Origin of the sequence: Streptomyces longispororuber (genome assembly GCF_024448165.1) — a bacterium.
GTDB classification, from domain to species: Bacteria; Actinomycetota; Actinomycetes; order Streptomycetales; family Streptomycetaceae; genus Streptomyces; species Streptomyces longispororuber_A.
In genome coordinates this window covers 1-15,123 of the sequence record NZ_JAMOLN010000086.1, presented here as the reverse complement: position 1 = coordinate 15,123, position 15,123 = coordinate 1, and the positions used below count along the sequence as shown (strand labels likewise).

Below are 15,123 nucleotides of genomic sequence, written 5' to 3'. Positions count from 1 at the left end.
GACATGATCGACGACGGCCCCCCGCTGCTCACGATCGGACAGCTGGCCCGCCGCACCGGCCTCACGGTGCGCACCATCCGCTACTGGTCCGACGAGGGCGTCCTGCACCCGGTGACCCGCAGCGACGGCGGCTACCGACTGTACGACGCGGAGTCCGTGGCCCGCCTGGAGCTCATCCGCACCCTGCGGGAGCTCGGACTCGGCCTGACCGACGTACGGAAGGTGCTGGCGGGGGACGCGGACGTCGCCGCGGTGGCCGCCGCACACGTCGCGGCGCTCGACGCGCAGATCCGTGCGCTGCGGCTGAACCGGGCGGTGCTGTCGACGGTCGCCAAGCGCAACTCGACCGCCGAGGAGATGGCACTCATGAACAAGCTGGCGCGGCTCTCCGCCGCCGAGCGCAAGCACATCATCGACGACTTCATGGAGCAGACGTTCGGCGGCATCGACGCCGCCGACCCCGAGATCCGCAACCGCCTGGTGGTCATGGTCCCCGGCCTGCCGGACGACCCGACCGCCGAGCAGGTCGACGCCTGGGTGGAGCTCGCCGAACTGATGCAGGACCCCGACTTCCGCGCCCACATGCGCAGGATGGTCGAGTTCAACGCGGCCGACCGCGGCCCGGACGTGAAGCCCGGCAGCTCCCTGTGGTTCATGAGCCGCCTGGTGCAGCTGGCCGGCGAGGCCCGGGAGCGCGGGGTCGCCCCCGAGTCGGACGAGGCGGGCGACGTGCTGCGGGGACTGCTCGGCGACGCGGACCTGCCCGCGGCCCTGGAGCGGCTGGAAGCGGCGGCCAACGAGGACGTCGCCCGGTTCCGGGATCTGGTGTCCCGGGTGCGCGGCGTCGAGACGCTGCCGCGGCACGAGGCCGAGTTCGCCTGGGTACTCGCCGCACTGCGGTTCCGGACGGCCAGCTAATCTGACCCCCGTCAACACAGCAGTACGTAAACGAGGGGTGGTCCCGGTGGCGGACATCGAGTCGGCACGCAAGGCGTTCGAGCGGTTCGACGCGGACGGCGACGGCTACATCACGGCGGCCGAGTACAAGAGCGCCATGGCGCAGATGGGCGACTTCAACGTCACCGAGTCGGTGGCCGAGGCCCTGATCGCCCGGCAGGACGCCAACGGGGACAAGCTGCTGTCCTTCGACGAGTTCTGGGCCAACCTGAACAAGGCCTGAGCCCTGAAGGACGAGACGCGTCCGCCGTCCCCACACTCCGGGGCGGCGGACGTTTCGCTGCTGACGCTGCTCGGCCTCGGCGCCGACGAGGACGCCGTGTACCGGCTCCTTGTGGACCGGCCCGACGTCGAACCCGCCGCGCTCACCGGCCCGTTGGGCCCCGACGCCGTGGCGCGGGCCCTCGGCGTGCTCGTCGAGCGCGGCCTGGTGAGCGCCCGGCGGCCGGCCGGCGACGGCCCGGAGCGCTACCGGGCGGCGTCACCGGTGCTCGCCCTCGGCCCCCTCCTGGAGGCCAGACGCGGCGCCCTCTACCAGGTCGAGCACCTGGTCACGGAGCTCGCCGAACGGCACCGCACCGCGCAGGTCAGGGCCTCCGGCGCGCCCGTCGAGCTGCTGTCCGGCGCCGCCGCGATCCGGCGCAGGCTGCTCGCCATGGGCCGCGAGGCGCAGCGCGAGGTCTGCTCCCTGATCCCCACCAGGACCGCGCCGGTGGCACTGTCCGTGGAGGACGGCATCGAGGAGGTCGAGCGGGACTCGATCGCCCGGGGCGTGGTGCTCCGCTCGGTGGTGGAGCGCGGCTGGTTCGACCGGCCCGCCACCGCCGCCTCCCTCGCCCAGCTCGTGGCGGAGGGCCAGAGCGTGACCGTCGCCGACCGGGTGCCGATCAAGCTGGTCGTCGCGGACCGCCGCACCGCGCTGCTGCCCCTCGACCCCGAGCGCGACGAGACCGAACCGGTCGCCCTCGTCGTCCACCGCAGCGGGCTGCTCACCGCGCTGCAGGCCCTCTTCGACCAGTGCTACGCGCAGGCCAGGCCGCTGCGCGCGGGCGCCGCCGAGCCGACGGCCGACGACGACGCCCTCGACCCGCTCGACCGGCAGATCCTGGCCCTGCTGCACGTCGGCCTGACCGACGCGGCCATCGCCCGCCAGCTCGGCATGGGCCACCGCACCGTGCAGCGGCGGCTGCACGCCCTGATGGCCAGGGCGAACGCCTCGACCCGGTTCCAGCTCGGCGCGCACGCCATCCGCGCCGGCTGGATGGAGTGACCCCTTCCACGGTCCGAGGCGTATTTACGCCGCGGCGACTTCGCGCCACGGGTGATCCCTTGTAGCGGACACGCTTCGTGCCGAACCATCAGCACACCGAACACGTGGGGCCGTTGAGCCCCGCGTTTGTGCGTGTGATGGGGAGGACGCTGTGCCGAAGAGACGGATACGCCAGGTCGTGGCAGCGGGGGTGGTGGCCGCGGCCACCGGTTCCGCGCTGCTGGCCGGACCCGCGTGGGCGGCCGACGGGGACGAGACGCCCGCCGGCGGCGCGGCCCCGGTGGCGCCCGCCATGACGCAGGGCCTGGACTCGGCGCCGAGGGCGGGCACCCCCGCCCAGGCGGCCCGCGCTCACATCAAGGATCACCAGGACACCTACAAGGTGCCCGCGTCCGATCTGAAGACCGGCCGGACGACGAAGGACGGCGGCCAGACCACCGTCCGGTTCCGCCAGCAGCACGACGGCGTGCCGGTGTTCGGCGCCGAGTACGCGGTGCAGACCGAGAAGTCCGGCGACGGGCAGCAGGTCACCTCCGCCACCGGCACCCTCTACACCGACCTCACCGTCTCCACGACCCCGCGGGTCGACGAGGCCACGGCGCAGCGCCGCCTGACCGTCCTCGACGCCGACCTGCGCGGCGTCGAGGGCGCGAGGACCGCGGGCCACGGCCTGACCGTGCTGCCCGACGCCCAGGGCGGCCGCCTCGCCTGGCACTTCACGGTCACCGGTGCCAAGAAGGACGGCAGCCCGGTCCGCCAGGAGGTCTACGTCGACGCCCGGGCGGGCGCGCTCGCCCTCTCGTACAACAACATCGACGCCGCCGACGCCGCGCCCGCCCGCGCCACCGGCGTCCGTGTCGACGGCAGCGAGGCGCAGCTGGAGGCCGACAAGGCGGCCGACGGCTCGTACACGCTGGTCGACTCGACGCGCGCCATGTACCCGGTCACCGGCGGCCAGATCCGCACCTACGACGCCCAGCGCAAGAGCTACCTGGACGTCGCGGGCGGCCCCGTCACCGACGACGTGCCGCTGGTGAAGTCCGCCACCGACCGCTTCGACGGCGCGAACACCACGTCCGGCGCGGTCGACGCGCACGTCAACGCCGCCAAGGTCTACGAGTTCTACAAGGACGAGATCGGCCGCGACGGCGTCGACGGCAAGGGCGGCACCATCTACTCGGTCGTCAACGTCGCCAGCAACGGCAAGGACTACGCCAACGCGTTCTGGGACGGCTCGAAGATGGTCTACGGCCACATGGACGGCGTGCCGCTCTCCGTCGGCCTCGACGTCGTCGGCCACGAGATGACGCACGGCGTCACCGAGCACAGCGCCGGACTCGTCTACCTGAACCAGCCGGGCGCCCTCAACGAGGCGATATCCGACTACTTCGGCAACGCCATGGAGACCGCCGACAAGGGCGTCGCCATGGACGACCCGGCCTCGGGCCTCATCGGCGAGTACCTCTGCAACGGCACCAAGCCGCTGGAGGAGTGCGCGCTGCGCGACCTGAACGACGGCCGCAACGCGCAGCAGGACTTCGAGCCCATCCCGCTCGACATCGACAACGGCGGAGTGCACTACAACTCCACCATCGTCGGCGGCGCCCTGTGGGACATGCGCAAGGCGCTCGCCCCCGAGCTCGCGGACAAGATCGTGTACCGCGCCGCGCAGAACTACCTGACCCCGCTCGCCGGCTTCACCGACATGCGCAACGCGGTCACCCTCGCCGCCAAGTCACTGAAGGTCTCCGGCGCCGACATGAGCGCCATCAAGAAGGCCTTCGACGGACACGGCATCGAGAAGGGCTGGGAGCAGCAGGGCGCCAACCGCGCCGACGGCACCACCATCGGCGCCGACGTGCTGCCCGCCTACGAGGTCTACGGCGGCATCGACGAGCAGGCCGCGCAGATCAGCGGCGACGTCTACGCCATCGGGCACGGCGACGCGATCGCCTGGGACCGGGGCAGCGCCGCGTTCGGCATCACCGTCGGCCGGTTCAGCAAGCAGCACGGCAAGTCCGACCACGAACTCGCCCAGGACGACGCCTACTTGATCGACCCGTCCCTGGACAGGAGCCGGGTCGTCTTCACCCGGATCGCCGCCGACGGCATCGGCGTCTACGGCGCGGGCGACAAGGGCCAGGGCGCCATCAAGAAGATCGTCGACGCCCCGGACGCCGACGAGACCGAGCCGGTCACGGAGAACGGCGCCCTCGCCTACATCTCCACGACCGCCGACGGCGAGCAGGACGTCATGCTCCGCAAGGCCGACGGCAGTACGGTGAACGTGACGCCCGAGACCGGCACCAAGGCGGCCCGCCTCGCCATGAAGAACGGCACGATCGCCTGGGTCGGCGGCGACGGCACGTGGGCGTACGTCTACGACGTCGCCACCGGCACGACGCAGAGCAAGCGCATGACCGGCTTCCTGTTCGGCCAGATCACCGACGTCCAGCTCACCTCGGACCGGATCTTCTGGCGCGGCAGCCAGGCGTTCCTGATCCGCAGCGAGTCGGTCGAGACGGCGCCGGTCGGTGACCTGACGCAGACGAAGAAGCTGAAGGCCCCCTCGTCGACGTACCTCGGCCAGTTCTCGGTCACCGACGACTGGTTCGCGTACTCGTCGACCGACATCTGGGGCGGCCTCGGCGGCTGGTCGGGCCCCTGGAAGGCGAAGGCCGCGCCGACCGCCGACGTCGTGAACGGCACCGCCACGTACCAGCGGATCTCCTGCTCCTCCGGTACGCAGCTGGCCCCGTCCCTCGGTGACGGCCAGCGCGTCGCCTGGCTGGACACCTCGGCCGCCGCGACGGACGTGGTGACCCGCGGGTCGTTCGCCGGTACCTGCGAGGACTGACTCAGCCGGCCCTGACAGCGGCCCGGTTCACCGCGGACAGCACCGCCCCCACGGAGGCGGTCAGCACCGAGGTGTGCCGGGCCGCACCCCATTCCCGCACCCCGCCGACCCGGCAGCGGACATAGGCCACGGCCTCGCTGTCGGGTCCCGGCGCCAGCCCGTGCTGGGTGAACGCCTCGATGTCCGCGTCGAGTCCCGCGGTCCGCAGCGCGTCCGTGAAGGCGGCCAGCGGGCCGTTGCCCTTGCCGTCCAGTTCCCGTACGACGCCGTCGACTTCGGCCGTACCGGCGAACCGGTGCACGGCCCCGTCCCGGCGCACCGACCACTCGCCCAGGGCGACCGGGCCCGGCACGTCCAGATAGGCGGCGCGGAACAGCTCGTACAGCTCGTCCGGGCTCGCCTCGCGCCCGCTGTCGTCGGTCGCCTCCTGCACGAGACGCGCGTACTGCGGGCGCATGTCCTGCGGCAGGTCGATCCCGTGCCGGTCCTTCAGCAGATACGCCATGCCACCCTTGCCCGACTGGGAGTTGACCCGGATGACGGCCTCGTAGGTCCGCCCGACGTCGGCCGGGTCGATCGGCAGGTACGGCACCTCCCACGGCGTGTCCGGGTGCCGGCCGGCGCGCTCGGCCAGGCCCTTGCTGATGGCGTCCTGGTGGGTGCCGGAGAAGGCGGTGTACACGAGCTCGCCGCCGTACGGATGGCGCGGGTGCACCGGCAGCCGGTTGCAGTGCTCGACCGTCTCGCGCACCGCGTCGATGTCCGAGAAGTCGATCATCGGGTCGACGCCCTGCGCGTACAGGTTCATGGCGAGGGTGACGAGGTCGACGTTGCCCGTGCGCTCGCCGTTGCCGAACAGACAGCCCTCGACGCGCTGCGCGCCTGCCAGGACGGCGAGTTCGGCGCAGGCGACGCCGGTGCCGCGGTCGTTGTGCGGGTGCACGGAGAGGATGACGCCGTCGCGGCGGGCCAGGTTGCGGTGCATGTACTCGATCTGGTCGGCGTACACGTTCGGCGTCGCGACCTCGACCGTCGTCGGCAGGTTGTGCGTGACCGGCCGGTCCGGGCTCGCGTCCCACAGCTCGGTCAGCCCGTCGCACACCTCCAGGACGAAGTCCGGCTCGGTCACGTTGAAGGTCTCCGGCGCGAACTGGAAGCGGATGTGCGCGTCCGGCCGGGCGTCCGCGAGCCGCGCCATGTGGGTGGCGGCCGCCCGGACGGTCGCGTGCACCTCGGCGCGGGACCGGCCGAGGACCACGTCGCGCCAGACGGGCGACGTCGGGATGTACAGGTGGACGACGGCGCGCGGCAGGCCCTCGATCGAGGCGAAGGTCCGCTCGATCAGGTCGAGCCTGGCGGGCGTGAAGACGACGGGCGTCACGTCGTCGGGCACGGCGCCCGTCCCGGCCCGTTCGGCCAGATGGCGCACGAAGTCGAAGTCCGTGCGGCTCGCCGACGGATAGCCGACCTCGATCTCCTTGAAGCCCATCCGCACCAGCAGCTCGAAGAAGCGGTGCTTGCGGCCGGTGTCCATCGGCTCGGCCAGCGCCTGGTTGCCGTCGCGCAGGTCGACCGGCACCCACAGGGGCGCCTCGGTGATCCGCCGGTCCGGCCAACTCCGGTCGAGGACGGGGACGTCGACCCGTTCGTGGTGCGGGCGGTAGCGGTGGTACGGCATCGGGCCGGGTGCTTGCGGATTCCAGCGGTACGGGGCCGTCATGGCGGGGACCTCTCTCGGTGCGGTCGACGGGTGACGACCGGCAGCACGGCACCCCGCGGCGGGGTGCCGGTCGCGTCAGGCCCCGCCGCGGCGGCCGAGAAGGAGAAGTCCGCGGATCATGCCGGTACAGTAACCACACCTCAGGTCCTCAGACAAGTACTCCTCAGACAAGTTGGTGCGCATCGATGTCCCAGCCCCCGGCCCTCGGCCCCGTCCGCCCCAGCCCTCTGGTCGAGCAGGCGGCCGAGCGGCTGCGCACCCAGATCGCCGACGGCGACTGGCCCGTCGGCGCCCGGCTGCCCGGCGAGACCACCCTCGCCAAGGACCTCGGCGTCGGCCGCTCCACGGTCCGGGAGGCGCTCCGCGCGCTCGCCGGCGCCGGCATGGTGCGGGCCCGCCAGGGCGCGGGCGTCTTCGTGACGGCGACCCGCCCCGTCGAGGACTGGCCCACCCGGCTGCGCAGGGCCGCTGTCGCCGACGTCTACGAGGTCCGCACGCTCCTGGAGGTCCAGGCCGCACGACTCGCCGCGCAGCGCCGCACCGACGACGACGTCGCCGCGATGCGCGCCGCCCTGGCGGACCGCAGGGCGGCGGCGGACGGCCCCGGCGACGCGTTCGTCGACGCCGACATCGCCCTGCACGCCACCGTCGTCGCGGCGGCCCACAACCCCGTCCTCACCGACCTGTTCACCGAGTTCGCCCCCGCACTGCGCCAGGCCCTCATCGACCTCCTCGACCTGGTCGACGTGGCCCGCGCCGAGCACGACCACGGCGACACCGCGCACACCGCCCTGGTGGACGCCGTCGCCGCGGGCGACGCGGCGGCCGCGGGGCAGGCCGCGCGGGAGGAACTGGAAGCGATCCAGGACAAACTGGCCGCCAGGGAAGACGGCTGAGACCGGCCGGGACCTGCCCCGTCAGGACGCCTTGCGGTACTGCCCCGGCGCCACCCCGAACTCCCGCCTGAACGCCTTGGCGAACGCGAACTCCGAGGCGTAACCCGCCCGTTGGGCCACCACCCGCAACGGCTCGTCCGCCTCCCGCAGCAGCCGCCCCGCCGTCGTCATCCGCCACCACGTCAGATACGCGAGCGGCGGCATGCCCACCGCCGCCGCGAACCGCCGGGCGAACGCCGCCCGGGACAGCCCGCCGAGCCCGGCCAGCTCCGCCACCGTCCAGCCGTGCGCCGGATCCGCGTGCATCGCCCGCAGGGCCGCGGCCAGCGGCGGCTCGGTCAGCGCCGACGACCAGCCCGCCGGGTGCTCGTGCCCCGGCTCCCGCTCCGGGTCCAGCCACCACGCCCGCAGGATGTACAGCAGCAGCGTGTCCACGAGCGCCGAGACGATCGTGTCCGACCCGGGCCGCGGCGCGTCCAGCTCGTCACCCAGCAACTCGATCGCCGCCCGCAGCGAACGGTGGGCGCCGACCCGGGCCGGCAGATGCACCACGTCGGGCAACTCGCCCAGCAGCGGATGGGCCCGCGCCCGCTCCAACTGGTACGCCCCGCACAGCATCACCGTGTCGGGCGTCGGACCGACCGAGGGCCGCGGCGGGGGAGCGGGCCAGTTGCCGTCCTCGTCCAGCGTCAACGGATCCGGCTCCACCCCGATCTCGCTCACCAGCGTGTGCCCGCGGCCGTGCGCCAGGAACACCACGTCCCCCGGCCCCAGCGACACCGCACGCGCCGCGTCCCCCTCCGGCAGCAGCCACGCGGAACCGCGCAACAGCACATGGAACCCGGCCCCGTCGTGCGCGTCGAAACGGCTGCCCCACGGCGCGAACTTGTCCCGCAGCGCCGAATGCGGCCGCCCGAGACGCATCGCCGCGACCGCGTCACTGAGTACGTCCATCAGCCCACCGTAGCCCGGGAGTTGACGCCGTGAGACGAACGGACATGAAGCTGAGACCGGCGGGCATGGAGCGTCTCGCCGCCGCTGCCTACGGTCGACGCATGACGAACACCCCGCAAGCTGCCACTGCCCGCACCACCCGCACCGTCCTCTTCGACGCACTCGGCGGCCCCGAGGTCCTCCGCATCCACGACGTCCCCCTGCCCGCACCGGGCCCCACCGAACTCCTCATCCGCGTCGAGGCGTTGGGCCTCAACCGTGCCGAGGCCCTCTTCCGCGCCGGCACGTACTACTACCAGCCGACCCTCCCCGGCTCCCGGCTCGGCTACGAGGCGTCCGGCACCGTGGAGGCCGTCGGCGACCAGGTCACCGCCTTCGCCCCCGGCGACCCCGTGATGACCGGGTCCGGCATCGAGATGGGCGCGCAAGGCGTCTACGCCGAACGGATCGTGCTCCCCGAGACCTCCGTCCTGCCGCGCCCCGCCTCCGTCGACGCGGTCACCGGGGCGGCGGCCCGGCTCACGTACACGACGGCGTACGGCGCCCTCGTCGAGACCGCCGGAATGCGCCCCGGCGACCACGTCCTGATCACCGCGGCGTCCAGCGGCGTCGGCACCGCCGCGATCCAGGTGGCCCGCCGGATCGGCGCCGTGCCGATCGCCGCGACCCGGACGGAGGCCAAGCGCCAGGCCCTCCTCGACCTCGGCGCCGAACACGTCGTCGTCACCGGGACCCACGACGTGGCGAAGGAGACCCACCGGATCACCGGCACCGGCGCCGACATCCTCTTCGACGCGATCGGCGGCCCCGAACTCCCGCACCACGCCGCCGCGTTGGGCGCATCCGGCACCATCGTCGTCTACGGCTGGCTGAACGGCCCGATCACCTTCCCGATGAACTGGCCCCAGACCATCCACACCTACGCCAACTTCAGCGTGCCCCCCGAGGTCCGCGACCGCTCCGACGCCTTCCTCCGCGCGGGCCTGCGCGACGGCACCCTCCGGCCGGCGATCGCGGAGGTCTTCGAGGGCCTGGACCGCATCCAGGACGCGCACCGGCTGATGGAGACCGGCACCCACACCGGAAAGATCGTCGTCACTCTCTGAGCCGCATCCCGGAATAGCCGTCCCGCCGCGCAGGTTCGCATTCCATGCACATGCATAAGTCCCGCGGCTTCGGAAGGCAAGGCACGACATGAAGATCGGCATCATCGGCGCCGGCAACATCGGCGGCAACCTCACCCGGCGCCTCACCGCCGTCGGCCACGACGTGCACGTCGCGAACTCGCGCGGCCCGCAGACCCTCACCCCGCTCGCCGAGGAGACCGGCGCCACCCCCGCCACCGCCGAGGACGCGGTGCGCGACGCGCAGGTCGTCGTCGTGACGATCCCGCTCAAGGCGGTGGCGAACCTGCCCCAGGGCCTCCTGGACACGGCCGCCGCCGATGTCGCCGTCATCGACACCGGCAACTACTACCCGCAGCAGCGCGACGGGAAGATCACCGGGATCGAGGACGACGGCCTGACCGAGAGCCGCTGGACGGAGCGGCAGATCGGCCATCAGGTCGTGAAGGCGTTCAACGGCACGTACGCCCAGGACATCCTCGACAAGCCCCGCCCGGCCGGCGACCCGGCCCGCGTCGCCCTCCCGATCGCGAGCGACGACACCGCCGCGAAGCAGGTCGTCACGGCGCTGCTCGACGAGATCGGCTTCGACGCGGTGGACGCCGGGGGCCAGGACGACTCCTGGCGCCAGCAGCCCGGCACCCCCGTCTACGGCCTCGCCTCCGACGCGACGGCCGTCCGCAAGGCCCTGGAGGCGGCCTCCCCGGAACGCACCGCGGAATGGCGCGCCTGACCGTCGACACCCCCTAGGGCGTGGCCCAGTCGCGCAGCGCGTCCTTGCTGCCGAAGTCGGCCACGTCCTTGTCGAGGGGCCGGTCCGTGTACTGGTGGATCGTCCAGTCGGCCTTGATGCGCGGCTTGCCGGCGGTGACGTAGTCGGCGATCCAGAGGCCGTCGCCCGCGTAGGACGTCGTGTCCACGTTCAACCAGAAGTCGCGGTTGCAGTACAGCATGACCTTGTGGTGGGGGCGCAGCCGCTTCACCTCGCGGATGAACCGGTCCTTCTCCGCGTTGGAAGCCCGCGTGCCCTCCCCGGTCGTCTCCCAGTCCACCGCCAGCAGGTCCCCGGCCCTCTCGGGCGCCTTGCTCACGAAGTACTCGGCCTGCGCCGTGAGGTTCCCCGGCCACAGGAAGTGGTAGAAGCCCACGACGCAGCCGCCGTCGCGGGCCCGCTTCGTCTGCGCGGCGAGCCGGGGATTGACGTAGGAGCGGCCCTCCGTCGCCTTGATGAAGACGAACGACAGGCCGTCCGTGTCGAACGTGGACTGGTACGAGCTGACATCTATTCCGCGCAGCATCCAGGGCCTCCCGGTCGGTGGGGCGACGAGGTCGAGCATCCATCGTCCCCGATCCGGCGCGGGCGCAGGTCGCCTTCGCGCAGGTCGGTCCGTCGGTGTGGTGAACCCCTTTCCTGAGGAACACACCATGTTCACCGCCATGTCGCCGTCCGGGGTGACCGTTTGAGCGTCCGTCGTCTTGGAACACGCTTTACACGTCTACATGCAACTACGGCGGCCCCGTCGCTGTCTGACAGGGAGTTGGGCCCCTGATCAGGGGACGTACGGGGCGGCGGAGAGAGCGGGGCAGGACGTGGGACGGCGCAGGGGTGGCGGGATAGGAATCGCGCTCGTGACGGTGGCGGCGCTGGCGGGCGTGAGCGCCTGTGGCGGTGGCGGCAGCGGCAGCGCGGCGAGCGGGGACGACGGGAAGGCGTCGGGGAAGCCGAGCGCGAGCGCCTCGCCCTCGCCGACGAAGCCCAAGGGCCCGCCGATGCTGTTGGAGACGATCACTCCGCAGACCGGTACGACGGTCGGCGTGGCGATGCCGGTCTCGGTGGTCTTCACCGACGCGGTGGCAGCAAAGGCGCGCGCGTCCGTCGAGAAGCACATGAAGGTGAGCACGTCGCAGCCGGTGGAGGGGGCCTGGCACTGGTTCGGCGACAAGCGCGCCGACTGGCGGCCGAAGGACTACTGGCCCTCCGGCACGAAGGTGAAGGTCGTCGCCGACATGGAGGGCGTCGGCAACGGCAACGGCCGCTACGGCGTGCACAGTTACACCCACACCTTCAAGGTCGGCGACGACGTGCGGGCCGACGTGTCGGTCAGCGGCCACACCATGAAGGTCACCAGGAACGGTGCGACGGTGCGCACGCTCTCCATCAACGCGGGCAGCGCCGAGTACCCGACCTGGAACGGCACGATGGCCGTCATCGACAAGCAGAAGGAGGTCCACATGACCTCCTGCAGCGTCGGCATCAGCTGCGACAAGGGCAATGCCAACTACTACGACCTGACGCTGCCGTGGGACGTCCACCTCACCCAGTCCGGTACGTACGTGCACTACTCGACCGGTGACCCGAACCCGGGCAGCGGCAGCGCCCGCGGTTCGCACGGCTGCGTCCACCTGTCGCTGTCGGACGCCAAGTGGTTCTACGGCCAGGTCAAGCAGGGCGACCCGGTCACCATCACCGGCTCGCCGCGCGCCAAGGCCCCGGCCGACAACGGCTACGCCGCGTTCAACCTGAACTGGGACCAGTGGCTCGCGGGGAGCGGTTCGGGGGAGGGCACTACGGCCGCGCTGTGAGCACCCGCCACGGTGTGGTGCCGATGTCGGCCGGTGTGCCGTCCAGGACGCGGGCCGTGCGGGTGGCCGGGTCGAGGGTGACCGTGGCGAGGCTCGCCCAGCGCTGACCGAGGGGTTTCGCGGGGTCGGGCAGGCAGGTGACCGGGGGTTCGCCGTCCCCGGTCACCAGCAGTGCCGCCAACTCGTCGACGGTGGACGGCAGTTCGCACCGGAGTCGCTGGGTCATGAAGGCTCGGCGCTCGCCCGAGTCCGGCTGGTAGAGCCAGGACTTCTCGTCGGCGGTGAGGGACGGCGTCAGGAAGTGGTTCGTCCGCAGCAGGGCGCCGGTCGTGGCGTCCGGCCGGATCTCGTGCACGCCCACCGGGCTGATGTCGAGGAGCACCGCGTCGCCCGCCGCGTCGAACAGGGCGAAGGACCCGGACGAGGCGAGCGGCGCCGAGCGCACGATCGCGACGGCCTCCGCGACACTGCCCGCCTCGGCGAGCACGGTCGCCGCCAGGACGTGCACGGGGACGCCGCCGACGCGGTCCCGCAGATGGCCCAGGATGTTGAAGTGCAGGGCGAGACCGGCGCTGTTGACGCCCATCTTGCCGAGGATGCCGTGCTCGGTGAGGCCGACGACGGTGTGCCGGGCGCCGCGCGACTCCAGCGTGTGCCAGTAGGGCTTCAGCTCGACGTGCCAGTCCCAGGTCTGTGCGCCGATGCCGCCGCAGACGACGGTGGTGCACTCGCCGGGCGGTACGGCGGTGGAGCGGGCCAGGATCTCCGTACGGGCGTTGAGGACTCCGGCCTGCCACTCCTCGACGCCCGCGCCGGCCGCGATGCCGGCGATCTCGGCGCGGGCGGCGGGCCGGAAGGCGCCGATGGCGTCGAGGGCGCGCTCGGCGTCGTCCCTGGCCCCGGCGAGGTCGATCCCGCCGAGCGCGAGGAGCCGGGCGTACACGTCGAGGGCTCCCGGTATCCCGTCGCGCAGCAACGCGCCGCGGGCGACGCCGCGTTCGTGGGGATCGGTGGCGTCGACGGTGGTGTGGGGGCGGTTCATGGGGGCCTTTCCGGGGAGTAGGGGCACGATCAAGCCCCTCCGGCGATTGAGGAGCGGGGTCCGGGGCGGAGCCCCGAGGCGTAGGAGCGGTACGGCGTCACGACAACCGGACCCGCCCCCCGACGACAGTCGCCAGCACGGGATTCCGGGCCTGCGCCGCAGGCGTGAGCTCCAGCGGATTCCCGCCGAGCACGGTCAGGTCGGCCAGGTACCCCGGTGCGATCCGGCCCAGCTCGTGCGCGGCTCCGGCGGCCCGTGCGGCGGCCCGGGTCATGCCGGAGTACGCCTCGCGCGCGGTCAGCGCCTGGGACGGCTGCACGGGCCGGGTGTCCGGCTCCTCCACGGGGCGGCGCAGCTGGCAGTCGGCGAGCGAGGTGCGCGGGTCGCCGGGGCCGATCGGCCAGTCGGAGCCGAGGGCGACGACCGCGCCGTGGTCGAGCAGGTCGCGGGTGCGCCAGCCGCGGGCGGCGCGTTCCGGGCCGATGCGGCGGGACCAGTTGTCGGTGCCGTCGGCGCGGGTGTGCCGGGTGCCGTGCACGGGCTGGAGGCTCGCGACGACGTCCAACTCGGCGAATCTGCCGAGGAGTTCGTCGGGCAGGGACTCGATGTGCTCGATGCGGTGCGGGGCCCGGCCGGCCGGGCCCGCCTCCTCGATGACGTCGAGCGCGTGGCGTACGGCCCGGTCGCCGATGGCGTGCGTGGCCGTCGGGATGCCGCGCTCGGTGAAGAAGCGGACGGCGGCGCGGTAGGCGTCGAGGTCGCGCCAGAGGGGTGCGCGGTTCTCGCCGTGGCAGTCGGGGTGGTCGAACCAGGCGGTGCCGTTGTCGGCCGTGCCGTCGAGCATGAACTTGGCGCCCTCGACGTGCCAGCGGCGGCCGTGCAGCCCCTGCTGTCCGGCGATGCGCCGCCACATCTCGGGCGGGGAGTCGGCGGGGACGAGCGGGGAGCAGCGGATGCGCAGGGGGAGTTCGCCGTGGGCTTCGATGTGCCGGTAGACGTCCTCGGACGGGTCGGTGAAGTCGAGGGCGTGCAGCCCGGTCAGGCCGCCGTCGGCGAGCAGGCCGAGCTGGGTGGTGACGTACGCGGCGGCGGTGGCGAGCGGGACCTCGGGGTAGTGGGCGAAGACCAGGTCCATCGCCTGGAGTTCGAGGACGTAGCCGGTGGGCAGGCCGTCGGGTCCGGTGACGATCTGGGAGGCGTCGGTGAACGTCTCCCGGCCGGTGAGGTCCGCGAGTTCCACGGCGCGGGGGCTGATCACGAGTGCGTGGGCGTCCTGCGTCATCAGGGAGACGGGCCGCCCGGGGAAGCGGGCGCCGAGGGCGGTGCCGGCCGGTTCGCCGTCGAAGGCGTTGACGTCGAGGTCGTATCCGGTGATCCAGGCGTCGGCCGGCAGTCCGTGGGCGGCGGTGGCGACGCGCTCCAGTACGGCGTCGAGGGTGGGGGCGCCGGAGAGGTCGACGCCGCGCCCGATCTCGATGGAGCCCCACACCGGGTGGGCGTGGACGTCGACGAGGCCGGGCAGCACCGTGGCGCCGGGGAAGTCGTGGACCGCGGTGGCGGGGCCGCGCAGCGCGGCGATCTCGGCGGCGGGGCCGACCGCGACGATCCGGCCGTCCGTGACGGCGAGCGCGTCGCCCGGCCGGTCCTCCTCGGTCAGGGTCTCGATGCGGTCGGCGGTCAGGACGACGTCGGCGTACACAGGTCATCGCCTGCCGTGGAG

General features: G+C 72.8%; 13 protein-coding genes. 8 read left to right on the top strand and 5 right to left on the bottom strand.

Going from position 1 to position 15,123, the window contains the following annotated elements:
* Positions 1-3 precede the first annotated feature (3 nt).
* The 4 genes from M4J07_RS23570 (at position 4) to M4J07_RS23555 (ending at position 5,084) form a co-directional block, all read left to right on the top strand.
* The gene (locus M4J07_RS23570) at positions 4-918 is read left to right on the top strand and encodes a helix-turn-helix domain-containing protein (RefSeq protein ID WP_255974969.1); all 915 of its coding nucleotides are present in this window, start codon (positions 4-6) and stop codon (positions 916-918) included.
* Between the two features lie 46 nt (positions 919-964).
* A complete protein-coding gene (locus tag M4J07_RS23565; protein WP_255974968.1) occupies positions 965-1,180 on the top strand; it encodes an EF-hand domain-containing protein in 216 nt (71 codons plus the stop codon).
* A 96-nt stretch (positions 1,181-1,276) separates the two neighbouring features.
* Positions 1,277-2,227, top strand: a complete 951-nt coding sequence (locus tag M4J07_RS23560; RefSeq protein WP_255974967.1) for a helix-turn-helix transcriptional regulator — start codon at positions 1,277-1,279, stop codon at positions 2,225-2,227.
* Positions 2,228-2,378: 151 nt separating this feature from the next.
* A complete protein-coding gene (locus tag M4J07_RS23555) occupies positions 2,379-5,084 on the top strand; it encodes a M4 family metallopeptidase (protein WP_255974966.1) in 2,706 nt (901 codons plus the stop codon).
* 1 nt (position 5,085) lies between these two features.
* Here the strand turns inward: M4J07_RS23555 and leuA are convergent, their stop codons facing one another.
* Positions 5,086-6,804 (bottom strand): 2-isopropylmalate synthase, encoded by a 1,719-nt coding sequence (leuA, locus tag M4J07_RS23550; protein WP_255974965.1) that lies wholly within the window; start codon positions 6,802-6,804, stop codon positions 5,086-5,088.
* Positions 6,805-6,989: 185 nt separating this feature from the next.
* Between leuA and M4J07_RS23545 the strand changes: the two genes are divergently transcribed.
* Entirely contained in the window at positions 6,990-7,700 is a 711-nt protein-coding gene (locus M4J07_RS23545) for a FadR/GntR family transcriptional regulator (protein WP_255974964.1), read from the top strand.
* Positions 7,701-7,721: 21 nt separating this feature from the next.
* Here the strand turns inward: M4J07_RS23545 and M4J07_RS23540 are convergent, their stop codons facing one another.
* Positions 7,722-8,654, bottom strand: a complete 933-nt coding sequence (locus tag M4J07_RS23540; protein ID WP_255974963.1) for an AraC family transcriptional regulator — start codon at positions 8,652-8,654, stop codon at positions 7,722-7,724.
* Between the two features lie 101 nt (positions 8,655-8,755).
* Between M4J07_RS23540 and M4J07_RS23535 the strand changes: the two genes are divergently transcribed.
* Together M4J07_RS23535 and M4J07_RS23530 are read left to right on the top strand one after the other, a co-directional pair.
* Complete coding sequence (locus M4J07_RS23535; protein WP_255974962.1) at positions 8,756-9,760, top strand: zinc-dependent alcohol dehydrogenase family protein; 1,005 nt, start codon at positions 8,756-8,758, stop codon at positions 9,758-9,760.
* Positions 9,761-9,848: 88 nt separating this feature from the next.
* A complete protein-coding gene (locus M4J07_RS23530) occupies positions 9,849-10,511 on the top strand; it encodes an NADPH-dependent F420 reductase (RefSeq protein ID WP_255974961.1) in 663 nt (220 codons plus the stop codon).
* A 13-nt stretch (positions 10,512-10,524) separates the two neighbouring features.
* Here the strand turns inward: M4J07_RS23530 and M4J07_RS23525 are convergent, their stop codons facing one another.
* A complete protein-coding gene (locus tag M4J07_RS23525) occupies positions 10,525-11,076 on the bottom strand; it encodes a glycoside hydrolase family 25 protein (RefSeq protein ID WP_255974960.1) in 552 nt (183 codons plus the stop codon).
* Between the two features lie 292 nt (positions 11,077-11,368).
* Between M4J07_RS23525 and M4J07_RS23520 the strand changes: the two genes are divergently transcribed.
* Positions 11,369-12,361 (top strand): L,D-transpeptidase, encoded by a 993-nt coding sequence (locus M4J07_RS23520; protein WP_255974959.1) that lies wholly within the window; start codon positions 11,369-11,371, stop codon positions 12,359-12,361.
* Here the strand turns inward: M4J07_RS23520 and M4J07_RS23515 are convergent.
* Positions 12,345-13,403, bottom strand: a complete 1,059-nt coding sequence (locus M4J07_RS23515; protein WP_255974958.1) for a C45 family autoproteolytic acyltransferase/hydolase — start codon at positions 13,401-13,403, stop codon at positions 12,345-12,347. The two genes, M4J07_RS23520 and M4J07_RS23515, sit on opposite strands and share 17 nt — an antisense overlap.
* Positions 13,404-13,500: 97 nt before the next feature.
* Positions 13,501-15,102 carry an amidohydrolase gene (locus M4J07_RS23510; protein ID WP_255974957.1) on the bottom strand — a complete coding sequence of 534 codons (1,602 nt, stop codon included), beginning with the start codon at positions 15,100-15,102 and terminating at the stop codon, positions 13,501-13,503.
* Positions 15,103-15,123: the final 21 nt, after the last annotated feature.